Origin of the sequence: Frigoribacterium sp. UYMn621 (genome assembly GCF_040549525.1) — a bacterium.
Classification (GTDB): Bacteria; Actinomycetota; Actinomycetes; order Actinomycetales; family Microbacteriaceae; genus Lacisediminihabitans.
Genome location: NZ_JBEPTM010000004.1, coordinates 53,560 through 76,623 on the forward strand (window position 1 = coordinate 53,560; position 23,064 = coordinate 76,623).

The window sequence follows — 23,064 nt, forward strand, 5'->3', positions numbered from 1 at the left end:
TCAGTTCTCGATGGACAGCTTGAGGCGGCGGCGGATGTCGGTGAGCTGGTTCGTGAGGCTCTCCGGCAGTCGATCCCCGAAGGTGGCGAAGAACTGCTCTGTCGCGTCGAGTTCGGCGAACCAGGCGTCCGGATCCACGTCGAAGAGCTGGGCGAGATCGCTGCGGCTCACGTCGATTCCGTCGAGGTTGAGTCCGCCGTCGACAGGCTTCCAGCCGAGAGGGGTGTCGAGAGCCGGGACGCGCGCGTCGACACGCTCGAGGATCCATTCGAGAACCCGGGAGTTCTCGGCGAAACCGGGCCAGAGGAACGACCCGTCGGCATCCTTGCGGAACCAGTTCACCTGGAAGATCTTGGGCGCCTTCGCTCCGAGAGTCTTGCCGATGTCGAGCCAGTGCGACCAGTGGTCGGCCATGTTGTAGCCGCAGAACGGCATCATCGCGAAGGGGTCGCGTCGCAGCTCTCCGACGGTGCCCTCGGCCGCGGCGGTGCGCTCGGAGGAGACGGTGGCCCCGACGAACACGCCGTGCTCCCAGCCCCGAGCCTCGGTGACCAGCGGCACGTTGGTGGCGCGGCGTCCCCCGAAGATGATGGCGTCGATGACGACACCCTCCGGGTCGTCCCAGTCGTCGGCGATCGCCGGGCACTGGGCTGCAGCCACGGTGAAGCGGGAGTTGGGGTGGGCGGCCGGGGATCCGGATGCCGCGTTCCACGCCTTGCCCTGCCAGTCGACCAGGTTGTCGGGAGCCTTGGCGCTCAGCCCTTCCCACCACACGTCGCCGTCTTCTCGGAGGGCGACGTTGGTGAAGATGGTGTTGCCCCAGAGCGTGTCGATGGCCGTCTCGTTCGTGCCACGCCCGGTGCCGGGAGCGACGCCGAAGAACCCGGCCTCCGGGTTGATGGCCCGCAGACGGCCGTCGGGGCCGGGACGCAGCCAGGCGATGTCGTCCCCGATCGTCTCGACCTTCCAGCCGGGGATCGACGGCTTGAGCATCGCGAGATTCGTCTTACCGCAGGCGGAGGGGAACGCGGCGACGACGTGGAAGGCCTTGCCACGCGGGTTGGTCACCTTGAGGATCAGCATGTGTTCGGCGAGCCAACCCTCGTCCCTGGCGAGCACGGAGGCGATCCGGAGGGCGAAGGACTTCTTCGCGAGCAGGGCATTTCCGCCGTAGGCCGAGCCGTACGACCAGATTTCTCGGGTCTCCGGGAAGTGGGAGATGTACTTGGTCTCGTTGCAGGGCCACGGCACGTCTTTCGCGCCGTCGACGAGGGGAGCTCCGACGCTGTGAACCGCGGGAACCCACTCGGTGTCCGGGCCGATCAGCGCAAGGGCGTCCGCTCCCATCCGAGTCATGATGCGGGTGCTGACGACGACGTAGGGGGAGTCGGTGAGCTGCACGCCCAGCTTGGCGAGCGGGCTGCCGAGGGGACCCATCGAGAACGGCACGACGTACATCGTGCGGCCGCGCATGCTGCCGGAGAACAGCCCGGCGAGCGTCGCACGCATCTCGGCGGGCTCGCGCCAGTTGTTGGTCGGTCCGGCGGCATCCTCGGTTTCCGAGCAGATGAAGGTGCGGGCCTCGACGCGAGCGACATCGCTCGGGTCGCTGCGGGCGAGGAAGCTGTTGGGGCGGTGCTCGGCATTGAGGCGCAGGAGGGTTCCGGAGTCGACCATCAGGTGGGTGAGGCGGTCGTTCTCGGCGAGCGATCCGTCGCACCAGACGACGGCATCCGGGGTGGTGATCGCGGCGATCGACGCGACCCACGCGACGACACGGGAATCGGCGTTCATCGGCACCGCGCCGGCGGCGTCCGGCGTGGTGGGAAGGGAGGTCGGTCGGGCTGAGGTGATGGTCATGTCTCGTCCGTTTCGTCTGAGGGCCGGGCTGGGTGGCCGAAAATTCCGGCCCTGAAACAAGATTGCGCGGCTTTCTCCGTGATTTCTAGCGAAACAGCTGGTAAGAATGGGCAATCTTTCACTAGTATCAAATGCATGACCGATCTTGCGACGCTGGGCCAGCGCATCCGACATTTCCGCAACGAAGCGGGGCTCACCCTCGACCAACTCGGGGAGCGGGTCGGCATCGCGGGCAGCCAGCTCTCCCTGATGGAGAACGGGCGTCGCGAACCCCGGCTCTCCCTGCTGCAGGGGATCGCCGGCACCGTCGGCATCCCGGTGTCCCAACTGCTCGACGACGCCCCCCCGACGCCGCGCGCCGCACTCGAGATCGAACTGGACCGGATGCAGAAGGCGGCCGTCTACCAGGGGCTCGGGCTTCCGGCCATCCGTCCCTCCCGCACGATGCCGGAGGAGACGCTCCAGTCTCTTGTCGGACTTCATCGCGAGCTCGCCCGTCGCGCACGCGAGGCGATCGCCACCCCGGAGGAGGCCCGGCGGGCGAACACCGAGCTGCGGCAATCCATGCGTACCAGAGACAACTACATGCCGGAGATCGAAGAGCTCGCCGAGGAGGCGGTTCGCGGCGTCGGCTACGTCGGCGGCGCGCTCACCCATCGCGCCGTCAACCTCATGGCGAAGAAGCTGGGCTTCGAGTTGATCTTCGTGAATGACCTTCCGCACTCCACGCGTTCCGTCACCGACCTCGCCAACGGGCGGATCTACCTGCCCCCCGCGTCGATCCCCGGCGGGCACGGGCTGCGCTCGATGGCGCTCCAAGCGCTCGCGCACCGTCTGCTCGGGCATCAGGAACCCGAGAGCTACGCCGAATTCCTTCGCCAGCGGCTGGAGATCAACTACTTCGCGGCGGCCTGTCTCATGCCTCTCACCCAGTCGGTGGAGTTCCTCAACCGGGCGAAGGCGGAGCGCAACCTCGCGGTCGAGGACTTCCGGGATGCCTTCGGCGTCACCCACGAAGCGGCCGCACTGCGATTCACCAACCTCGCGACGACACACCTGGGGATGCCGGTGCACTTCCTGCGGGTCGGCGAAGACGGCGCGCTCTACAAGGGCTACGAGAACGACGGATTGCAACTGCCGACGGATATCACGGGCTCGACCGAGGGCCAGCTGGTGTGCCGCCACTGGAGCGCCCGCACCGCGTTCTGGCGCCCCAACCGCACCAACGAGTTCTACCAGTACACCGATACCCCCACCGGCACCTACTGGTGTTCGACCCAGACCGGCACCGCGAGCAACGAGGAGTTCTCCATCACCTTCGGGGTGCCATTCGCCGATGCGAAATGGTTCCGTGGGCGGGACACGACCAATCGGGTGACCTCACGCTGCCCCGACGCGAATTGTTGCCGGCGCCCCGACACGGAGTTGTCGAAGCGGTGGGCGCACCAGGCGTGGCCGAGCGCGAAGCTGCACGCTCACATCCTGGCGCCGCTGCCCTCCGGCACGTTCCCCGGCGTCGACGACACTGAGCTCTACGCCTTTCTCGAGGCTCACTCGGGGGAGTGATCCGCGGCCCGGGCGGCGGCTGCTCCGGCCTCCCGCAGCCAGCGGGCGGGGTCGGCCATCGCTGCCGCGGCCGAGCCCGCGACATCCGCTAGCCCGGATGCCCAGAGCGCCCTGCCGTCGGAACCGACCGGCGCCACCGCGAGCTGCCCCGCGATCACGGCGACCGGCACGCCACGGTCGCCCGCCAGACCGATCAGAGTGCCGACGAGCTTTCCCGTGCTGGATGTCGCGTCGAAGCGCCCCTCGCCGGTGATCAGCAGATCCGCATCCGCTACCGCTTCCGGCACTCCCGTGAGGGCGCAGAGGTACTCGGCGCCGGGCTCGATGCTGGCACCCCAGGCCGCGGCGAAACCGTAAGCAGCGCCACCCGCGGCGCCCATTCCCGGTCGTGTGGGATCGGCAGCGTGGCGGTCGGCGGTGGCAACTTCGGAACCGCACGAATCTGCACTGCGGAGGTCAGCACCGAGAAGCCGCGCGAAGTGGGCGAGAGCCGCGTCCAGCTCTGCGACCTCCGTTGGCGAGGCCCCCTTCTGTGGCCCGAAGACCGCGGCGGCGCCGGTCGGTCCGAGCAGGGGAGCCGAGACATCCGTCAACAGCGTGACACCGCCCGGCGGCGGCGCTCTGAGCTGCGAGCGGTCGAGGGAGCCCAGCGAGGCGAGCGCGCCTCCACCCGCGGTGAGGGTGCCGTCGGAGCGAAGACCGAGCGCGGAGAGAGCGCCGGCCGCCCCATCCGTCGAGGCCGACCCTCCCAACCCGATGATGAGCCGCGATGCCCCAGAGGCCAGCGCGCTGCCGATCACCTGACCGAGCCCTTCCGTCGATGCACCGAGCGGATCGAGCCTTCGCATCAGCGGGATCCCCGACATCTGCGCCAGTTCGACCACGGCCGTGCCGTCCGGCAGCAAGAGCCAGGCTCCGGGGGTCTGCCTTCCATCCGGACCGGACACCGGACCGGCGTCGCGTCGCCGCGCCCCCGGCACGGAGGCTTCGACAGCGTCGAGTGTGCCCTCGCCCCCGTCGGCCAGCGGGATCAGCGTGAGTGAGTCCCCTGGGCGCACCGACGCCCAACCCTCCGCGATCGCTCGGGCAACATCGAGCGCACCGAGAGAGCCCTTGAACGAGTCGGGCGCGATCACGATCTTCATTCGACAGTGCCAGTCACGCTCCCGATGTTAGCGGGGCGGGTTTGTCAGGGTGTTGCCTCATCCAGCCGGGCGAAGGCGAGCGCGAGCGCGGCGTGCGCCGTCGAGGTGACCTCGACCGTCGCGCCCGCGGCTTCGAGAGTGAGCAGCGCGGCGCCGACGATCGGCCGGTCACGCACGAGGGATATCCGGGCGAGGGGACTGCGCCGGTTGAGCTTCTCCTCGATGGCGGCGAGAAACGGCCCGTGTCCCGCGGCGAGCACCCCGCCGCCGAGCACCACGGGAACGGGACGCGAATCCAACTCCAGTCGACTGATGGCCGCACCGGCGAGCGCCACGATCTCCTCGGCCTGGCGGTCGAGGATGAGCATGGCCGCCGCATCCCCGCTGTCCGCGGCATCGAAGACCAGGGGGGCGAGGAGCGCAAGGCTCGACACGGAGAGGCGTGCGAAATGGAGCGCTTCGATCACCGCCCGGATGTCGGGCAGCCCGAAGAAATCAGGAACGGACCGGCTGAACTGTGTGGCGGGCCCGCGGCCGTCGGCCGCCCGGGCGGCATGCCACAGGGCCTGCTCGCCCAGCTGGAAGCCGCCGCCCCAATCACCGGAGATGGGGCCGAGAGCGGGGAATCGGGCAGTGGCCCCGTCGGCGCGCACGCCGACGCAGTTGATGCCGGTCCCGCAGATCACGGCGACGGCATCCGCCTGCTGGGTGCCGGTGCGCAGGAGGGCGAACATGTCGTTGTCGACGAGGGGGCTGCCGACCGAGGCCCAGGGAAGGTGAGCGACAGCCTCACGAAAGATCTTGATCTCGCTCTCCAGGTCGAGGCCGGAGACGAAGACACCGGTGCCGACGAGGGGGAGTCCTGAGCTCTGGAGCACCTCAGTGACGAGGGAATCGACCACCGCGACGGCCGCGCCGAGCCCCTGCGTCTGCGGGTTGGAGGCCGCGCCGCGGGCATGTGCCCGTACGGTGCCCTCGAGGTCGACCGCGACGGCATCCGTCTTCGACCCGCCGCCATCGATGGCGACGATGACGCCCGCATCCGCGCTCATCGCGTCCACGCGAGATGTCGGCTGTTCTCGGCCAGCAGCAGGTCGGTGAGCTTCTCGGCGCGATCGAACTGGCGCACGAGTGGATGGGCGACCATCGCCCGCAGCACACGGTCGCGGCCGCCGTGCAGCGCAGCATCGAGAGCGAGCCGTTCGTAGCCTGCGACGTCCGCGATGAGGCCCGCCAGGTCATCCGGGAGCGGGGCGATCGGCAGGGCCGTGAGCCCCGCTGCGGCCACCGTCGCCGGCACCTCGATCACGTGGTCGTCGGGCAAAAACGGCAGGGCGCCGTCATTGCGGATGTTCACCACCTGCACGTCGCGCCGGTCCGAGACCAGGGATGCGATCAGGTCCACCGCCGCCTCGGAGTAGTACGCGCCGCCACGTTTCTCGAGGATGGCCGGCTTGGTGTCGACGTGGGGGTCGGCGTAGAGCTTCAGCAGTTGCGCCTCGACCTCCATCACCGCTTCCGCACGGGTGGGGGAGCCGAGCTGCTCCCGCAAGACCTGGTCATGACTGTAGAAATAGCGGAGGTAGTAGGAGGGCACCGATCCCAGCAGCGACAGGAGCTCCGGTGGCAGTTCCACCTCTTCCGCGAGGTCTCCGAGGCGTGAGGCGAGCAGTTCGGGCAGTGCATCCCGGCCGCCGACGGTGACGCCGCGCTCCCAGGTGAGGTGGTTGAGGCCGACATGGTCGAGGCGCACCTCGCGGAAGTCCACGTCGAGCATCGCGGCGAATCGCCGCTGGAAACCGATGGCGACATTGCAGAGTCCCACGGCGCGGTGGCCGGCCCCGACAAGGGCTCGCGTGACGATGCCGACCGGGTTGGTGAAGTCGATGATCCAGGCGTCCGGTTTCGCGTGGGTTCGCACTTTCTCGGCGATGTCCAGCACCACCGGCACCGTGCGGAGGGCCTTTGCGAAGCCTCCCGGTCCCGTCGTCTCCTGCCCGATCACTCCGGCCTCGTGCGGCCAGGTCTCGTCGCCATGACGCGCGGTCTGTCCTCCGATGCGCAGCTGCAGCAGCACGACATCGGCGTTCTCCACCCCGGCGACGACATCCGAGGTCGCGTGGATGACTCCCGGATGCCCGGCGCGGGCGAACATGCGCCGCGAGACACCCGAGACGAGTTCGAGGCGGTGCGCATCCGGATCCACCAACCAGAGTTCCTCGATGGGCAGAACCTCGCGAAGGCGCGCGAAGCCGTCGATGAGCTCGGGCGTGTAGGTGGAGGCCCCGCCGATGACAGTGAGTTTCATGCTGTTTTCCTTAACCTTTGACGCCGGTGAGCGTGATGCCCTCGACGAAGATTTTCTGTGCGAAGAAGAAGATGATGACCACGGGAACCAACACGAGGATCGTCATGGTCATCGTGATGCTCCAGTCGGTGCCGTGAACGCTGCGGAAGCTTGCCAAGCCGTACGCCACCGGCCAGGCCGCCGGGTTCTCGGAGGTGTAGAGCAGTGGTCCGTAGTAGTCATTCCACGAGTTGAAGAACATGAAGAGCCCCGCGGCGGCGATGCCGGGACGCGCCATCGGGACGATCACCCGCAGCAACACGGCCCACTCGCTGCAGCCGTCGATCCGCGCGGCATCCGCGTATTCCTTCGGGATGGTGAGGAAGAACTGGCGCAGCAGGAAGATCGAGAACGCGTCCCCGAGCAGATTCGGCAGGATGAGCGGCCAGAGCGTGCCGGTGAGATGCAGTTGCGACCACATCACATAGATCGGAATCGCGGTCACCTGAGGCGGCAACAGCATCGCGACGATGATGCAGAGGAACAGCACCCCCGATCCGCGGAACCGGATGCGTGCGAGCGCGTACGCGGCCGGCACCGATGAGACAAGCATGAAGCCCGTCGCGAGCACGGCGTATAGCGCCGAATTGCCGAACCACTGCCCGAGCGGCACCGTCTGGAACACGCGGACGTAGTTCTCCCAGTGCCAGGTGGTGGGGATCAGCGACGCGGTAAGCGCCTGCTTGTTTGACATCAGTGAGGTGAGGAACACGAAGGCTATCGGGGCGATGAACAGCACCCCGATGGCGACGAGGATCGCGTGTTCCCCGATCCACGCCAGCACCCGACGGCGGGAGCGCGGGGCCGCGACTACGGTCATGATGCCTCCTCCGGGGTGAAGGCGCGCACCCGGCGAAGCAGCACGAGAAGCACCACGCTCGCGACCGCGAACAACACCACCGCCAGCGCGGAGGCGTAGCCGAGCTGGTAGTTGCTGAAGCCGCGCACGTAGAGCCATTCCGTGTAGGTGAGCAGTGAGTTGTCGGGGTAGCCGATGGTGGCTCCGCCGCCCTCGCCGACGGTCGCCCGACCGGAGGCGACGCTCGACGCGACCGCCGCCTCGGTGAAGTACTGCAGGGCGGCGATGACCCCGGTGACCACGGAAAATACGAGCACGGGCACGATAGCGGGCAGTGTGACGTACCAGCCCTTCTGCCAGCTCTTCGCGCCATCAAGCGACGCCGCCTCGTAGAGCTCCTGCGGAACGTCGAGGAGAGAGGCGAGGAAGATGATCATCACGTCACCCATCACCCACACGCCGAGAAGCAGCAGCGAGGGCTTGGACCACGCCGGATCATTGAACCACAGCGGTCCGTGGATGCCGATTGCCTTCAGGATCAGGTTCACCGGCCCGGTCCCCGGGTTGAACAGGAACACGAAGGCCACGACGGCGGCCACCGGTGGCACCAGGGCGGGCAGGTAGAACAGCGTGCGCCAGAACCCGGATGCCTGCTTTGCCCGTACCAAGAGCCAGGCCACCCCGAGGGCGGTCAGGATGCGCACGGGCACCAGGATCACCACGAACCAGAGCGTGTTCCCGGCCGCCTGCCACACATTCGGATCTTGGGTGAACAGGTAGGCGTAGTTGCGCAGGCCGATCCACTGGGGGGCCGAGACCAGGTCGAATCGCGTGAAGGAGTAGTACACGGAGGCGATGAGCGGGTAGACGAAGAAGATCAGCAACCCGAGGATGGCGGGCGCCAGCATCCCGAGCACCGCCCATCGCCTTGGTCGGCGGCGCATCCTGGGTCGCGCCGCTGGGGTGGTCGTCACGCTACGGTCCGGCGGTCAGGGCGATGGAGGCGTCGATGTCCTTGTCCACCTTCGCGAGGCCCGCGGCGAGGCCAGTGCCCGATCCCGACTGGTACTTGTGCCAGTAGTCCTCGAACGACTGCTGGTAGCCCGCACCCACGGGGCTCGGGGGTGTGGTGCCCGAGTGCTCGTTGGCCGCGATGTCCAGAAAGGTCTTGAACTGGGGGGTGACCTCGAGGTCCGGGGAGGCGAGGGCCGCGGATGTGGTTGGCACATTCTTGAGCCCATTGGAGAGCTTGACGATCGCGCCGGTGTCGGTGGTGAGGTACTTGAGCAGTGCCCAGGCTGCCTCGGGGTTCTTCGCCCCCTTGGAGATTCCGGCGATATTGCCGGTGATGTAGCCGCCACCGTAGAGCTCGGTGTGGTCATCGGCGGTCGGAAGGGGCGCGGTGCCGTACTCCAAGTTCGGAGTCTGGTCGTCGATGAACGCGGTGCGATACTCCCCGTCCAGGTTCATGGCCACCTGGCCGGTCTGAAAGGCGTTGTCTGCGGAGAACTCCTGACCGAGCCCGGAGGTGAAGGCGTTGACCTTGTCGTACCCGATGGCATCGATGAAGCCCTTCTGCCACGTCATCAGCTCGGTCCAGGCGGCATCCCCGCCTATGGCCGAGTTGCCGTTCTTCTTGAGCCAGGTCGCGCCGGCCAGCGGGCCGAGGTGCGAGGCGGCGTTCTCGTAGAAACCCATCATCGGGTTGAACCCGAGGGTCTTGATCGACCCGTCGGCGTTGTACGTGGTGAGGGCGATCGCCATCTTCTCGAGTTCGCTGAGGGTCCTCGGCGGTTCCGAGTATCCCGCCGAGGCCAGGAGTTTCTTGTTGTAGTAGAGCCCGTAGTCGTCGGCGAGCACCGGCATGCTGCAGCGGGTGCCCTTGTACTCCGTGTAACTGCGCACGGTGGTGCTGAACTGCGTGAGATCGACCTTGTCGCGGGTGATGTATGGTCCGAGATCGCGGAATGCGCCGCTGCTGCAGAAGTTGCCGACGATGTCGGTGGAGTACGAGAGTCCGACGTCGACCGAGTTGCCAGCGGCGATGGCCTTCTGCAGCTTCTCGTCATCCTGGCCGCTGTGCACGTCGACCTTCACACCCGGGTTCGCTTTCTCGAAATCGTCAACGACCGACTGCACGACCTTCGCCTCTCGATCCGAGAAGAAGTGCCAGAAACTCACCGTCCCGGTGAGTTTGGCCGGGGCTGTGGCATCGATCGCGGAGTTCGTGGCAGCGGGAGAGCATCCGGTCGCAACCAGTGCGACGGCGGCCGACATCGCTAAGACGAAGGCAGCGCGACGGGTGGGGGAGTGACGGTTCATGGTTCGAGACCTTTCTGGTGGGGCGAGGGGGTCAGGACAGGGTGTCGAGTTCGGCGGACAGGCGTTGGCGCACCTGGTGCACGAGAGTGTGGCGGGCACCGCGCAGCACAGGATCGCCCGACACCGCCGACCCGCGAATCCGTGGTCGCCAGGGCTGGTCACGTTCGATCTCGGACCGCACGAGGGTCGCGAGCTCGTCGCCACCGGCGATCCCGATCGGGCCGCCGATCACGACGACCCCCGGATCGAGGATCGCGAGCACCGGCACGACACCGAGCGCGATCCGAGGGGCCATCTCGGCGAAGACGGCACTGCGGTTCGGGTGGTCGGTGAGGGCAAGGGCGATGCTGCGGGCATCCGTTCCCTCGACGCCGTGGCGTCTCGCGATCCCGACGATCGCCGGGCCGCCGATGAGGTCCTGAAGGTCGGCGGCGTCGGGATCGATGCCGGCGGCAACGCGAGGCACGGGGAGGTAGCCGATCTCGCCGGCACCCCCGGCGCTGCCGCGGTGCACCGTGCCGTCGAGGTCGACAGCGAGGCCGAGACCGTCGTCCATCCAGAGCAGGGCGAAGCTGGATGCTCCCGCGCCCGCGCCTTCCGATCGCTCGGCGATCGCGGCGAGGTTCACGTCGTTCTCGATGTGAACGGTGCGGCCCAGAAATTCCTCGAGCTGGCGACGAACCCCGGTGCGCGGCCAGCCGGGGAGCGTATCGATGAACGAGAGCTCATCGGTTCGCGGATTCACCGAGCCCTGCACCCCCACGCAGACCAGGCGCACAGTGGAAGCGCTCGTCGCGCTGGCGAGACTCGCGGCCTCGATCGCTCCGCGCAGGTCGGCGACGGCCGAGCGGTCATCATCCCCCTGAAGCCGCGTCTCGACGACCGGATGCTCGGTGCCCGTGGCATCCACCACCGTCGACCGGATCACGGATTCGTTGATGTCGACGGCGACTCCGAGCACCCGGTCCGACCGCACGCCATAGGTGACGGCATTGGGGCCACGGCCTCCCGATATCTCGCCGACCACCTGGATCAGTCCGGCGGCCTCGAGGCGGGAGACGATCTGCGAGGCGGTGGGCTTCGACAAGCCGGAGAGCTGCCCGATCCCGTTGCGGGTGAGCGATCCGTGCTGAAGAAGCAGGGAGAGCGCAGTGCGATCGTTGGTCTCGCGCAGCCAGGCCGGGGTGCCCGGCACTGTTGTCGACATCGGTGCTCCTGGTGTTCGGTGCGAATTCACGGATTCACGAGTGCGCCGAATGTATCAGTAAAGTTTCCTAACAGTAAAGAGGGACCCGATCATTTCGTGGTCAGCAGGGCGAGGGAAGTGCTGCGTCACACCGCCAGAGGTGGGTGCAACTGCGGCTCCGGCCGATTCGAGTCGAGTCGGGAGCTCCGGCACGGATACCATCGATGAATGGCTGACGGTGGCGGTGGAGCACGCGTCACCGGCACTCTCACCTCGTGGAATGACGATCGCGGATTCGGTTTTCTCACGACGGATGTCGGTGACCGGCGCGTATTCGTGCACATCTCGGCATTTCCCCGGTCCGCGGTGCGTCCCGTGCTCGGCGACGCCCTCAGCTTCGAGATCGAGACCGCCGCTGACGGGCGCTCGGTCGCGCGCCGGGTCACCGGAGAGCGGATTGCGCAGTCCGCGATCCCCGCACCGGAGCCGTCCGCGCCACCCCGGCGCACCCTGATCCAGCGGATCCTCGCCGGCAGGAGACCAGCATCCTTCGACTATCTGGCGAACGTCGGATTCCTCCTGGTCTACGTCTTTGTGAGTGTTCAGTGGCCCATGCCACCCTGGGTTCTGGGCGTCTACCTCCTCACCAGCATCCTCTCCTTCATCGTGTACGCGGTCGACAAGAGGGCCGCGACGAGCGGCGGGTGGCGCATCTCTGAGAGTTCGCTTCTCGCGCTGGGCATCATCGGGGGCTGGCCCGGTGCAATCGCGGGGCAGCAGGTCTTTCGTCACAAGACGCGCAAGCGTGGCTTTCGTTCGGCGTTCTGGGGCACCGTGGTTCTGAACGTGCTCGCTTTCGTGACCTTCAGCGTGGTGCTCTCGGAGCGGTTGCACGGCACTTTCTAGTACCAATCCCGCAGGCGGGGCGGGTAATATTCTCTCGACTACAGCGGTCTCACCTCACTTTTTCTTTTCTCAGGACGGTTCACTCATGACGATCAACGAAGAGAAGCAGGGCACCAGCGTCGGCGACAAGCTCCAGGCTGTCGTCGACCAGGCCGGTGAGCTCTACCAAGCCGGACCGAACACTCTCAATCGCAAGATCAACGAGGTGGATGCCGTGCTCGGCGCCGCAGTCGAGGCGATCCAGGAGCTCGACGAGCGAACCTCCTGACAGCGATCGATCGCCTCTCACCGGGCGGTGCAGTAGCCGTATTCGCTGATCGTCGCGTCCCCTGTGCAGCGTTCGTGGGTCCAGGTGCGCGGCCCGAACGAATCCGCCGTGGCGTCCACGAAAAGGTCGATTCCGTCGATCTGCGGGCCCACCCGGAAATACGAAACGATGGCATCTCCCTCGGTCGTCAGGGACGACACCGAAAGCTCTGCGCCACCCCGACCGGCGGCCTCCTCCATGCATGCGATCGCGCCGGGCGGCACCGTCTCGCCCTGCGCGAGCACGATTTCGCCGCACGAGACGAGTGGCGACCGGTCGGTGAACTCTGGCGGTGCGAACGAGCGGATGCTGCATCCCGCCAGCATCACGACCGCGCCGGCCAGCACGACCGCGGTGCAGGAGTTGGTGGCGGACATCGCTGCGACCCTTCCACAATCGCAACGCTAGCGGCGCGAATGCCGACACGCGACCCAACGTTTCGGGGTCTTCGGTCGTCGTGGCCCGCCGGGCGAGCCCGCAGCGGCCGACGGTGGACCCCACACCGCAATCTCCAGATTCCTGGTGTAGAAGGTGATGAGGACTATCGGATCGGAACCATCATGCCCCTCGTTCGAATCGATCTCGTCGCCGGACGCGATCGGGATCAACTGCACGCCATCGGCAATTCCATTCAGGCGACTCTCGTAGACGTGTACGGGCTGCCAGAACGCGACCGCTTCCAGATCGTCACCGAGCATGCGCCGGGCATGCTTGTGGCTCTGGACGTCGGGCTCGGCATCGAGCGTTCAGAACTTCTCGTGATCATCCAGATCTTCACCCAGGCCGGACGCACGGATGAGGCGAAGCAGCAATTCTTCGCCGCACTCGCGCGCAACCTGGACGCCGTCGGTGTCGCCGGTTCGGATCTCGTCATCGGTTTCGTGGAGAATTCGCCTGCGGACTGGTCGTTCGGGTTCGGTCGCGCCCAATATCTGACCGGCGAGGTCGAGCTCCCGGGGAGCTAACCGCGGGCCGGATCGGCTTCTGCTGCCGTTCGCCTGCGACGGACGGAGGGAGGCGAACGTGACTGTGCGGAAGGGGCGCACCAGCGACCCCTGCGCACACTCGCACCGCCGCCTTCGACGCTGGGGCGGGGAAGCCGTCGCGTCCGTACCGACGCGGCAGGCGAGGCGTATCCGACTAAATGACACTTGTGTCATAAATGGCCCGCCTCAGACCTCGGGCGTGCACCCTCATCACTAGGAGTCAGCACCCCCGCGCTCCGATTGTCAGGGGAATATCATGCAACCATTTGCCGGCACATCCTTTCATCTGGGCTCGAAGCGCCGTTCGCCACGGCGGTCCGTCATCGCGCTCATCGTGGCGCTGGCTATGGTGATCAGCGGGTTCGGCCCCTGGGCGGGGATGAAGACGCTCTTTCGACCCGATGTGGCTGCGGCCGCTGTCCCGACGAGCGCCACCGATGTGACGAAGGTGCCCCACTACTTCGGCCCGTACCCCAACTGGGCGAACAGCCCGCAGACCCTGGCGGACGCCATGGTGAAGATCGGCATCGGCACCCCGACTCCGGTGCTTTACGGCAACCCGCTGACCGAGCGCAAGTACGCGACCGACTACGCGAAGCCGACCGGGGAGTTGGGGCCGGTGCTGGTGGTGCTCGACCATTCCACACTGCCGGACGGCACCCTCAACGACTTCCAGAGCTGGAACCAGGGCAACGCGGGAGGGAGCCCGACAACCTCCGCCGGCAACCTCTTTCACGCCCTGGTGCTGCGACCCACCGGTACCGCGGGAGAGTACACCGTCGTCTATGTCAGTGACGAGCTGAAGGTACCGGTGCCGACAGTGAGCACCGGGGAGGTCGCAACCTATTCCGTGCCCGGCGTGGCGGTGCGCAAGAACGACGTGATCGGCTTCTACGGCCAGGGAGTCCCGGTGGATACCGAGGTCCTCGCCAACGCCGACACTCTGAGTACACCGGCGAGCGGTGACCCGACGCTGGCCACCAACCTCGCTCCGGCCAAGGACAGCACAATCGCGCTCGGGGTCTCGAACTACCCCGACTTCTCCCACGACCGCACCTATTCCTTCGCGGCCGACGTCACGCCGACGATCACCGACCCCGGCACGGGCGCTGAAGCCACGGCTTCGGTCGACCCGAAGACGGGCGCCATCTCCGGGGTCACGGTCACCAGCCCGGGTTCCGGTTATGCGATCCCGCCAACGGTCGAGATCACCACAGCCGGGGTCATCCCAACCACGGTGGCGAAGGCCGTCGCCAGAATCGCCACCGGTGTGATCACCAGCATCGATGTCAACGAGACCGGGTACGGGTTCACCGCGCCTGCCGCGACCCTAACGGGCGGCAACCCCACCGCTGGCGCTGAGGCCCACGCGCTGGCGAGCGGGACTGTCGACAATCTCAAGCTCACCGACGGCGGCAAGGGGTATCAGGCCCAGCCGCTGGTCACGGTGTCCAAGCCCGATCTTGCCGACGGCGTGCAGGCCACCGCCAGCGCGACGATGGATGCCAGCGGTGTGGTCACCGGTGTGGACATCGCGAACGCCGGTAGCGGGTATACGTCTGCTCCGACCGTCACCATCACCGATGCCAGCAAGACTGCTCCCGAGCGTGAAGCCAAAGTCGAGGCCACTATCGGTGTCACCCGCATCGATGTCACCGACGGGGGAGCCGGCTACGATTCGGCACCGACCGTGACGATCGCCGACACGGTGGGCACGGCAGACAAGGGTGCCAGCGCCACCGCCAAGGTGGCGGTCAAGGGCTCGGTCACCGACATTGTGGTCACCACTCCCGGGGCGGGCTATCTCACCCCTGGGATCAAGAAGTTCGTCGACACCCTGCCGGGAGAGGGGGAGGCCAACGCGAACGATCTGGGCCAGTACATCCCGATCGCGGTTCCCGACACCACCACCTACCCCGGCACTGACTACTACGAGATCGCGGTCGTGCAGTATCGGATGAAGTTCCACCGTGACCTGCCTGCCACTCTGTTGCGCGGCTATGTGCAGCTCTCCACCAGTGTCGTACCGGGCAAGAGAGTCCCCCTCGGCAACGCGAACCTGGACCCGGCAGTGCCCGACAGCCCGATCAGTTTCACCGGGGTGGACAAGCCGCACTACCTCGGACCGACGATCATCGCCACGAAGAACAAGCCTGTCAGGGTCCTGTTCCGCAACCTTCTGCCCACCGGTGTGGCGGGTGACCTGTTCCTCCCCGTCGACACCTCGGTGATGGGTGCGGGTGCAGGTCCCGACATGATGATGCTCGACCCCACCACCAAGATCCCCGTGGACATGGCGAAGGACGAGAAGAGCGTGCTCGACGGCGTGCGCAACCCGATGTGCGGGCAGACACCGAAGCCGACCACCTGCTATTCGGAGAACCGCGCCACCCTTCACCTCCACGGCGGCATCACCCCGTGGATCAGCGACGGCACACCGCACCAGTGGGTCACCCCGACCGGGGAGAATACTGCGTACCCGAAGGGTGTCAGCGTAAGCAACGTGCCGGATATGCCCGATCCCGGCCCCGGTGCTGAGACCTTCTTCTACACCAACCAGCAGAGCGCGCGGATGATGTTCTACCACGACCACTCGTGGGGAATCACCCGGCTCAACGTCTACGCCGGTGAAGAAGCCGGATACATGATCACCGACGACACCGAGCAGAAACTGATGGCTCCCGGTGGCGCTCTCGAGGGACTCGGCATGGGCACCTCGCTCACCATCCAAGACAAGACCTTCGTGCCGAACACGAAGCGGATGGCACAGCTCGACCCGACCTGGGATGCGAAGAAGTGGGGCGGTGAGGGCAACCTGTGGCAGCCACACGTCTACATGCCCGCCCAGAACCCCGGTGACCCCAGCGGGATGAGTTCGTTCGGTCGCTGGTTCTACGGTCCGTGGTTCTGGCCGCCGGCTAAAGACGCCAAGTACCCGCCCATGGCGAACCCCTACTACGACCCCACCTGCGACCCGAATGTGGCTGACTTCTGCGAGCCCGCCCTGATCCCGTCGACACCCAACAACTCGGTGGGCATGGAAGCCTTCCACGACACGCCAGTCGTGAACGGCACCGCCTACCCGACGACGACGATGGATCCGAAGTCTTACCGGTTCCGGATCCTCAACGGCTCCGACGACAGGTTCTGGAACCTGTCGTGGTATGTCGCCGATCCCGCCACCGGCACGGAGGTGGCGCTGAAAGCGAGCGAGGTCCAGGCGGCACTGACCGATACATCCATCTCGCCGACTCCGGACACTGCCAAGAGCCCGAAGGGTCCGGACTGGATCCAGATCGGCAACGAGGGTGGCTTCCTGCCCACCCCCGTCGTGGTGCCTGCCCACGAGACCACCTGGATCACCGACCCCACGCGATTCGACGTGGGCAATGTCGACCAGCACTCGTTGCTTCTGGCCCCGGCCGAGCGGGCCGATGTTGTGGTTGACTTCTCCGCCTACAAGGGCAAGACGCTGATCCTCTACAACGACGCTCCTGCCGCCTTCCCGGGACGTATCGCCGGATACGACTACCGAGCTGGCGGTCCGGACCTGTCTCCCGGTGGAGCCCCGACCACCCTTCCCGGCTACGGGCCGGACACCCGCACTGTGATGCAGGTGAAGGTCTCCAACACTGCTCCGGCGCTGGCCTTCGACCGGCCGAACACCACGGCCGACCAGATGGGCAAGCTGATGGCGGCGTTCGATCACCACACGGACGCTGCCGGCAATCCTGCCGGGGTCTTCGAGTCGAGCCAGAACCCGATCGTGGTCGGCCAGGCCGCGTACAACCAGGCCTACGGAAAGAGCTTCGTCGGTAGCGGATACTGCAACTCGCCCACCAACCCTGCCGCCAAGTGCGACGGCTTCGCACGGATCGCCGAGCAGGGTGGAGACCAGTTCAAGTTCGACACCCTCGCAGGCCCACAACTCAGTGTTCCCATTGAGGGCAAGGCCGTGCACGACGAGATGAACTCGGCGAACTTCGACGAGTGGGGACGGATGAGCGGCAACATCGGGTTGGAGGCACCGGGCGCAACACCGCTCTTACAGAACATTATCCTCTACCCGTACGTCAACCCCGCGACGGAGAAGCTGGACGGCACCAAGGGGACGAACAGCCTCAACGTGACTCCTATCTCCACCAACGCCGATGGAACGCAGATCTGGAAGATCACGCACAATGGCGTGGATACCCACCCGCTGCATTTCCATCTCAACGATGTGCAGGTGATAAACAGGGTCACCTGGGACAACATCATCATCCCGCCCGACCCGACAGAGCTCGGTTGGAAGGATACCGTGCGGGTCAGTCCGCTCGAAGACACGATCGTGGCGGTCCGGCCCATCCTTCCGAAGCTTCCGTTCGCGATCCCCGACAGCGTGCGGCCGCTCAACCCGATGATGCCGCTTGGCGCCAAGGGCTCGACAACCGGACCCAATGGGTCGGAAGCCGGGTTCAACAACACCGATACGAACGGTGATCCGATCAACCCGATCAGCAACGACATGACCAACTTCGGCTGGGAATACGTGTGGCACTGCCACATCCTCAGCCACGAGGAGATGGACATGATGCGGCCGATCTCGGTCAGTGCCGCTCGGACGCTGCCCGACGCGTCGGTGGTGAGCTTCACTCGGCCCACAAGTGACGTGCTGTTGAGTTGGACCGATCCGACTCCGGTGTCGGCCACCGATCCCACCACCTGGGGCAACGCGAAGAACGAGATCGGCTACAAGGTCGAGCGCGCCCCGTTGGTCAATGGCACGGTCGGCACTTACGCCCAGATCGCAACCACACTGGCGAACGTCACCGTGTACAGCGACGTGACAGCGGGGACCGGGCAGTACGCCTACCGGGTGATCGCCTGGAACGCGGCCGGCAACACGGTGTCCGCACCGATGCTCACCGCATCCACAACGCCGAAGGTGACCGCCACGTCCCCCCTGTCCGGGGAGACCGGGGTGTCGACGAAAGTCCGGCCCTCCGCGACGTTCAACGAAGCGGTCACCGGCATCAGCAACACCACCTTCACGCTGAAGCAGGGCACCACGGCCATTCCGGCCACGGTGACCTACGACACGACGACGCAGACGGCCACCCTCGTCCCGACGACGGCACTCGCCGCAGACAAGCCCTACACCCTCTCGTTGACCACGGCCATCAAGAGTGTGTCGGGCGGCTCGGTAGCCGCCACGAGCTGGGGTTTCATCACCGGCCCCAGGCCGACGGTCACCACCACCAATCCCACCGCCGGAGCCACCGGAGTCGGGCTGGGGACAGCCACAGTGCGGACTCCGTTGAGTGCAACGTTCAGCGAGGCCGTCACAGGCCTACCCACCACGGCCGCCAGCACGACCAATTTCACCCTGAAGCTGGGAACGGCGACCGTGGCCTCGAAGGTGACCTACAACGCCACTTCGCGGGTCGCGACTCTGACCCCGGATGCCCCGTTGTTGGCTGATCGTACCTACACCCTCTCCCTGGCCAACGCGGTCAAGGATGTGGCAGGCAACCAGCTCACCGCCAAGACGTGGACCTTCATCACGGGTCCCGCCCCGGTCGTCATCGCCCGCACCCCCGCGGTCAATGCCACCAGGGTCAGCCGGACGGCGAACATCACCGCGACCTTCAGCGAGGCGGTCACCGGACTGCCGACCACGGCTGCGGCGAGTGGCAACTTCACCATAAAGCGGACGTCCAATGGTGCCGCCTTCGCCTCAGTGGTCAGCTACTCCGGCACCACCAGGGTGGCAACGCTCAACCCGACCGGCACACTGCTGGCCAACACGCAGTACACCGTCACCCTCAGCAGCGGAATAAAGGACACCGCTGGCAACCCACTGGCTCCCGTGACCTGGAATTTCACGACGGGCAACTAGCGCCTCCCAACCGCACACCGCCGCCCGGAAGTCGGGACCGGCGGCGGTGTGCCCGGCACACGGCCGCACCGTTACGGCGGACTAGGAGGGGATCATGTCCGGAATGGGTTCCCGCGCAGCGCGGGTGGAGCAACGCCGAGCACGGGGACGGCTGGTCCGTCGGCTGCTCGGCCTGCTCGTGGCAGCTGTGACTCTCGTGCTGATTCTGCCTTCGTCCCCTGCCTGGGCGCACGCCGAATTATTGACCACGACGCCGGCTGACGGTGCGGTTCTCGCCCACGCACCGAGCTCAGTGGAATTCGTGTTCGATGAGCCCGTATTTCTTGTTCCCGACGGCTTCCAGCTCTACGGCGGTGGCGCTGGCCACCGTACGGTTCCTGCCGAGGCTGTGGATGCGACAGTGCGGGTGACACTGCCGAAGGGCCTGGCCGAGGGAAGCTATGTGCTGGGCTGGCGAGTGATCTCCGACGACTCGCACCCAGAGTCCGGCGTGCTGTCGTTCGCTGTGGGTCATGCCGACGCATCGGTCCCGACGGTCGTCGAGCGGGACACCCGACCGGTGGATATCCTCTATGGCGTGCTCACCGCTCTCGGCTATCTGGGCCTCTTCTGCCTTGCCGGTCTCACGGTTTTCGACCTCTGGGTCGCCCGCACCATCGCGCCGGGACGTCGGTTGCCCCGTCTGGCCGCGATTGTCGCCCTCAGCGCGTACCTGATCCTCGTGCCCCTCACCTCCGTTCGGGAGCGGGGCTTGAGCCTGGGTTCGCTTCTCGATCCGGCGGTCGTCACCACCGGGTGGTCCGGGGGCGCCGCGGTCGTCCTGGTCCTCGCAGCCTCGGGGGTCGTGCTGATGCTGCTCCGAAGGCGACTGCCCCGCCGGGCGGCCTTCTGGGCAGGGATGGCGGGGGCAGCGGCCGCGCTCGCCTCGGTGCTGCCTGTGGGCCACACCCGCACATTCGAACCCCTCTGGCTGGTGATGACCGCCGACATCATCCATGCCGCGACCGCGGCAGTGTGGCTGGGCGGTCTCGTGGCGTTGATTGTGCATCTCGCCCGTGCTCGACGCCGGGACGGCGACCCTGCGGAAGCCGCGCTCGTACTGGGCCGGTTCTCTACGCTGGCCGGTGGCCTCGTCGTGTTGCTGGGTATTACTGGTGCCGTCCTGGCCGTGGTGATCGTCGGCTCTGTTCCGGCTCTCGTCGGCACCGCCTATGGCCGGTTGCTGCTGATAAAGATCGGTGTCGTGGTGGTGATCGGTTTTCTTGCGGCGTGGAACCGGTTCGGTCTCGTCCCTCGCCTGGCGCGAGAGAGAATCACGGGGAGGGCCTGGCGCCGGCTGGCAGTGACGATCCGGCTCGAGCTGCTGGGGCTGGTGCTGGTCGTGGGGCTCGCCACTGCCCTGACGCTGCAGAACCCGCGGGCGACCGACGTGGCGGCCGCGCCGGTATCGGCCGCGACCGACGTGCTGACATCGGCGGGGATTCCTGTGGCGGCAGACCTCGGCACCGGCCATGTGACCGGCCGGTTCGGCCCAGGCAAGCCCGGGATCAATGTCATCGTGTTCGACCTCACCGATGCTGGTGGTGCTCCCATAGCGCCGATCGATCTGCCGGAGGTGAGTGTGTCCGAGCCGACCCAGAGTCTCGGGCCGCTGCCAGCGACAGTCGAACCAGGCAAAAGACCGGGCAGCTACCGGGCCGTGGTCGTGCTGCCCGCTGCCGGGCAGTGGAAGATCACCGCCGCTGTCCGGGTGAACGAGTTGGAGCGGCCTGCGGCCGTCATCGATGTGGTCGTGGTGCGCTGACACACACCGGTCGGGCTGCGGGGGCGGGTCACAGGGAGGTGTTCGTCGCGTCAGCCGAGGACGTCGACGAATTCACCCCGGGGATCGCGGTCGGCCGTGTCGAAGGCGGGCTCTCCGAGGGGGAGAGCAGGCGACTCCGCTAGGGGGAGTCGAAGCGTGAATGTCGTGCCGCGACCCAGCGAGCTGTCAACCGAAACGGTGCCGCCGCGGGCTTCGGTGGCCGCTTTGACGATGGCGAGTCCCAGCCCGCTGCCGGCCCGCTCGCCCGCGGTCGATGCCGTCCTGAAGATCTCGAATACCGAGTCGATGTCTCCCACGGGAATACCCGCGCCGGTATCCCGGACTGTCAGTACCAGCGAGCGGTCCGAAGCATCCGCCGTCATTGCGATCGTGTCTCCCGTGCTGGTGAACTTGACCGCGTTCTCAAGGAGGCAGTCCAGCACAGCTTCGAGTCGCTCGTTATCGCCCTGCACCACCCCGACAGCACTCTGGGAACTCCAGTTCCGGTCGGCAGCGACCGACCACCGGCGCAGGACGTCGGCCAGCATTCGGTCCACATCCACCGCCTTCGTGGCCGACGGCTCCACGACCCGCACCAGGGTGAGCAGGTTGGTCGCCAAGGCCGAGGCTTTGACGAGTTCCGCCACCACCAGCTGGGCATCCTCCCGCACGATCGGTTCGGCCGACTGGTCGGCGATGAGTTGCGCATAGCCCCTGGCGATGGTCAGGCGGGTGCGTACCTCGTGTGAACCGAACCGGGCGGCCGTCTCGCGCTGTTCACTGCGGTGTCGGTCGGCCTCCTGCAACGCCCGCAGCCCTTCCTGCGCTGCCCATTGCCGGTTCACATGCCACATGAGAAGCGCCAAAATGGCGCCCATCAGGATGGTCTCGGTGCATTCTTCCCATCTGATGATCCCGGCCATCGCATGACGGACGAGCGCGATCCCGGTCACCGCCGAGATGATGGCGAACACGACCCGGGTCGCGCGCCGCGGCCACGGGCACAGCCCGTAGATCAGCGCAAAACTGGCCCAAACGAGGTGATACGGGATCGTCTCGTTGCCGGGCAGCGCGAACGTGAGGTAGCAATTCACCCCCGCGAAGACGGCCCACGCGGCTGCGAGGAGAACCTTAAGCCGAAATCCGATACCCGACATTGCGCACCGTTTCAATCTTGTCGTTGGACAGTTTCCATCGAAGCCGGCGCACGCACACGTCGATGACGTTCGTGCCGGTGTCGAATTTCGTTCCCCATACACGCTCGAGCAGCTCGGCTCTGGTACACGGCTCGGGCGCTCGCTGGAGGAGGAAGGACAGCAGCACGAACTCTCGCTGCGTCAAAGGGATGCGGCGACCGTCGACAATCAGTTCCCGTTGCAGCACATCGATCTCGATGCCCGCGCTGCGTAGGTACCGAGTGGCCCTCGCGATCGACGCCTGCGTCAATACCGGGGTTCGGATGCGGGTGCTGACCCGGGCCAACAGCTCGGCGTTGTCGAACGGTTTGGCCAGAAAATCAACCGCACCACCTTCCAGGACACCCACCCTCGTCTCAATCTGGGTCATCGACGACAGCACGAGGATCCGACTCGACGGGCGGAATCGCATGACTTCGGCGAGGACGTCCTCGCCTCGTCCATCCGGAAGGATGAGGTCGAGGACTATCAGCTCCGGGTCGACGGCGCGGATCGCGGCAAGTGCACCCGCGACCGTGCCGACAACGGTGACCGAGTAATCGGACCCACCGAGGATTCGTTCGAGGAGGCGGGCCAACACGGGCTCATCCTCGACCACGACGATGCGATTCACAGCGGCATCCGTCTCCACCCGAGCATTTTGGGAAGCGGCGGGGACGCCACTGGGTGAGCAGATCACAGCAGTTCAGTTCTTCTGCGCCCCAGAGTCGGGTTATCTGGGAGATGTCAGAAATATACCGGATTGGTCCCCCTAATGGG

At 66.5% G+C, this 23,064-nt stretch carries 17 protein-coding genes; 6 read left to right on the forward strand and 11 right to left on the reverse strand.

Annotation, left to right across the window (positions count from 1 at the left end; genetic code table 11):
* On the reverse strand, positions 1-1,860 hold the full coding sequence (locus ABIB54_RS08620) for a phosphoenolpyruvate carboxykinase (GTP) (protein ID WP_354575116.1): 1,860 nt from the start codon (positions 1,858-1,860) through the stop codon (positions 1-3).
* A 135-nt stretch (positions 1,861-1,995) separates the two neighbouring features.
* On the opposite strand from ABIB54_RS08620, the gene ABIB54_RS08625 reads away from it, so the two are divergent.
* Positions 1,996-3,426 carry a helix-turn-helix domain-containing protein gene (locus ABIB54_RS08625; protein ID WP_354575117.1) on the forward strand — a complete coding sequence of 477 codons (1,431 nt, stop codon included), beginning with the start codon at positions 1,996-1,998 and terminating at the stop codon, positions 3,424-3,426.
* Here the strand turns inward: ABIB54_RS08625 and ABIB54_RS08630 are convergent.
* The 7 genes from ABIB54_RS08630 to ABIB54_RS08660 form a co-directional block, all read right to left on the reverse strand.
* Positions 3,411-4,571 (reverse strand): glycerate kinase, encoded by a 1,161-nt coding sequence (locus tag ABIB54_RS08630; RefSeq protein ID WP_354575118.1) that lies wholly within the window; start codon positions 4,569-4,571, stop codon positions 3,411-3,413. The genes ABIB54_RS08625 and ABIB54_RS08630 overlap by 16 nt on opposite strands.
* Before the next feature lie 44 nt (positions 4,572-4,615).
* Positions 4,616-5,623 carry an N-acetylglucosamine kinase gene (locus tag ABIB54_RS08635; RefSeq protein WP_354575119.1) on the reverse strand — a complete coding sequence of 336 codons (1,008 nt, stop codon included), beginning with the start codon at positions 5,621-5,623 and terminating at the stop codon, positions 4,616-4,618.
* On the reverse strand, positions 5,620-6,879 hold the full coding sequence (locus tag ABIB54_RS08640) for a 6-phospho-beta-glucosidase (RefSeq protein ID WP_354575120.1): 1,260 nt from the start codon (positions 6,877-6,879) through the stop codon (positions 5,620-5,622). The genes ABIB54_RS08635 and ABIB54_RS08640 overlap by 4 nt, the downstream gene beginning before the upstream one ends.
* Positions 6,880-6,889: 10 nt before the next feature.
* Positions 6,890-7,738, reverse strand: a complete 849-nt coding sequence (locus ABIB54_RS08645; RefSeq protein WP_354575121.1) for a carbohydrate ABC transporter permease — start codon at positions 7,736-7,738, stop codon at positions 6,890-6,892.
* A complete protein-coding gene (locus tag ABIB54_RS08650; RefSeq protein ID WP_354575354.1) occupies positions 7,735-8,625 on the reverse strand; it encodes a carbohydrate ABC transporter permease in 891 nt (296 codons plus the stop codon). The genes ABIB54_RS08645 and ABIB54_RS08650 overlap by 4 nt, the downstream gene beginning before the upstream one ends.
* Before the next feature lie 67 nt (positions 8,626-8,692).
* On the reverse strand, positions 8,693-10,039 hold the full coding sequence (locus ABIB54_RS08655; protein ID WP_354575122.1) for an extracellular solute-binding protein: 1,347 nt from the start codon (positions 10,037-10,039) through the stop codon (positions 8,693-8,695).
* A 31-nt stretch (positions 10,040-10,070) separates the two neighbouring features.
* Complete coding sequence (locus ABIB54_RS08660; RefSeq protein WP_354575123.1) at positions 10,071-11,246, reverse strand: ROK family transcriptional regulator; 1,176 nt, start codon at positions 11,244-11,246, stop codon at positions 10,071-10,073.
* Between the two features lie 207 nt (positions 11,247-11,453).
* Here ABIB54_RS08660 and ABIB54_RS08665 point away from each other — a divergent pair, with 207 nt between their 5' ends.
* Positions 11,454-12,131 (forward strand): DUF1294 domain-containing protein, encoded by a 678-nt coding sequence (locus tag ABIB54_RS08665; protein WP_354575124.1) that lies wholly within the window; start codon positions 11,454-11,456, stop codon positions 12,129-12,131.
* An 85-nt stretch (positions 12,132-12,216) separates the two neighbouring features.
* Positions 12,217-12,399 carry a hypothetical protein gene (locus ABIB54_RS08670; RefSeq protein WP_354575125.1) on the forward strand — a complete coding sequence of 61 codons (183 nt, stop codon included), beginning with the start codon at positions 12,217-12,219 and terminating at the stop codon, positions 12,397-12,399.
* A 17-nt stretch (positions 12,400-12,416) separates the two neighbouring features.
* Here the strand turns inward: ABIB54_RS08670 and ABIB54_RS08675 are convergent, their stop codons facing one another.
* Complete coding sequence (locus ABIB54_RS08675) at positions 12,417-12,815, reverse strand: hypothetical protein (protein ID WP_354575126.1); 399 nt, start codon at positions 12,813-12,815, stop codon at positions 12,417-12,419.
* 183 nt (positions 12,816-12,998) lie between these two features.
* Between ABIB54_RS08675 and ABIB54_RS08680 the strand changes: the two genes are divergently transcribed.
* From ABIB54_RS08680 to ABIB54_RS08690, 3 genes are all read left to right on the forward strand, one after another.
* A complete protein-coding gene (locus ABIB54_RS08680) occupies positions 12,999-13,403 on the forward strand; it encodes a tautomerase family protein (RefSeq protein WP_354575127.1) in 405 nt (134 codons plus the stop codon).
* A gap of 277 nt (positions 13,404-13,680) precedes the next feature.
* Entirely contained in the window at positions 13,681-19,305 is a 5,625-nt protein-coding gene (locus ABIB54_RS08685) for an Ig-like domain-containing protein (RefSeq protein WP_354575128.1), read from the forward strand.
* A gap of 94 nt (positions 19,306-19,399) precedes the next feature.
* Positions 19,400-21,109 carry a copper resistance CopC/CopD family protein gene (locus ABIB54_RS08690; protein ID WP_354575129.1) on the forward strand — a complete coding sequence of 570 codons (1,710 nt, stop codon included), beginning with the start codon at positions 19,400-19,402 and terminating at the stop codon, positions 21,107-21,109.
* 50 nt (positions 21,110-21,159) lie between these two features.
* Here the strand turns inward: ABIB54_RS08690 and ABIB54_RS08695 are convergent, their stop codons facing one another.
* Positions 21,160-22,266 (reverse strand): sensor histidine kinase, encoded by a 1,107-nt coding sequence (locus ABIB54_RS08695; protein WP_354575130.1) that lies wholly within the window; start codon positions 22,264-22,266, stop codon positions 21,160-21,162.
* The gene (locus tag ABIB54_RS08700; protein ID WP_354575131.1) at positions 22,241-22,918 is read right to left on the reverse strand and encodes a response regulator transcription factor; all 678 of its coding nucleotides are present in this window, start codon (positions 22,916-22,918) and stop codon (positions 22,241-22,243) included. Before ABIB54_RS08700 ends, ABIB54_RS08695 begins: the two co-directional genes overlap by 26 nt.
* Positions 22,919-23,064: the final 146 nt, after the last annotated feature.

Bases quoted from the DNA above. Each gene is read 5' to 3' on its own strand.
- ABIB54_RS08685 (WP_354575128.1), top strand. From the start codon at position 13,681: ATGCAACCATTTGCCGGCACATCCTTTCATCTGGGCTCGAAGCGCCGT.
- ABIB54_RS08670 (WP_354575125.1), top strand. From the start codon at position 12,217: ATGACGATCAACGAAGAGAAGCAGGGCACCAGCGTCGGCGACAAGCTC.
- ABIB54_RS08675 (WP_354575126.1), bottom strand. From the start codon at position 12,815: ATGTCCGCCACCAACTCCTGCACCGCGGTCGTGCTGGCCGGCGCGGTC.
- ABIB54_RS08645 (WP_354575121.1), bottom strand. From the start codon at position 7,738: ATGACCGTAGTCGCGGCCCCGCGCTCCCGCCGTCGGGTGCTGGCGTGG.
- ABIB54_RS08680 (WP_354575127.1), top strand. From the start codon at position 12,999: ATGCCCCTCGTTCGAATCGATCTCGTCGCCGGACGCGATCGGGATCAA.
- ABIB54_RS08650 (WP_354575354.1), bottom strand. From the start codon at position 8,625: ATGCTGGCGCCCGCCATCCTCGGGTTGCTGATCTTCTTCGTCTACCCG.
- ABIB54_RS08665 (WP_354575124.1), top strand. From the start codon at position 11,454: ATGGCTGACGGTGGCGGTGGAGCACGCGTCACCGGCACTCTCACCTCG.
- ABIB54_RS08640 (WP_354575120.1), bottom strand. From the start codon at position 6,879: ATGAAACTCACTGTCATCGGCGGGGCCTCCACCTACACGCCCGAGCTC.
- ABIB54_RS08620 (WP_354575116.1), bottom strand. From the start codon at position 1,860: ATGACCATCACCTCAGCCCGACCGACCTCCCTTCCCACCACGCCGGAC.
- ABIB54_RS08625 (WP_354575117.1), top strand. From the start codon at position 1,996: ATGACCGATCTTGCGACGCTGGGCCAGCGCATCCGACATTTCCGCAAC.
- ABIB54_RS08635 (WP_354575119.1), bottom strand. From the start codon at position 5,623: ATGAGCGCGGATGCGGGCGTCATCGTCGCCATCGATGGCGGCGGGTCG.
- ABIB54_RS08655 (WP_354575122.1), bottom strand. From the start codon at position 10,039: ATGAACCGTCACTCCCCCACCCGTCGCGCTGCCTTCGTCTTAGCGATG.
- ABIB54_RS08695 (WP_354575130.1), bottom strand. From the start codon at position 22,266: ATGTCGGGTATCGGATTTCGGCTTAAGGTTCTCCTCGCAGCCGCGTGG.
- ABIB54_RS08630 (WP_354575118.1), bottom strand. From the start codon at position 4,571: ATGAAGATCGTGATCGCGCCCGACTCGTTCAAGGGCTCTCTCGGTGCG.
- ABIB54_RS08660 (WP_354575123.1), bottom strand. From the start codon at position 11,246: ATGTCGACAACAGTGCCGGGCACCCCGGCCTGGCTGCGCGAGACCAAC.
- ABIB54_RS08690 (WP_354575129.1), top strand. From the start codon at position 19,400: ATGTCCGGAATGGGTTCCCGCGCAGCGCGGGTGGAGCAACGCCGAGCA.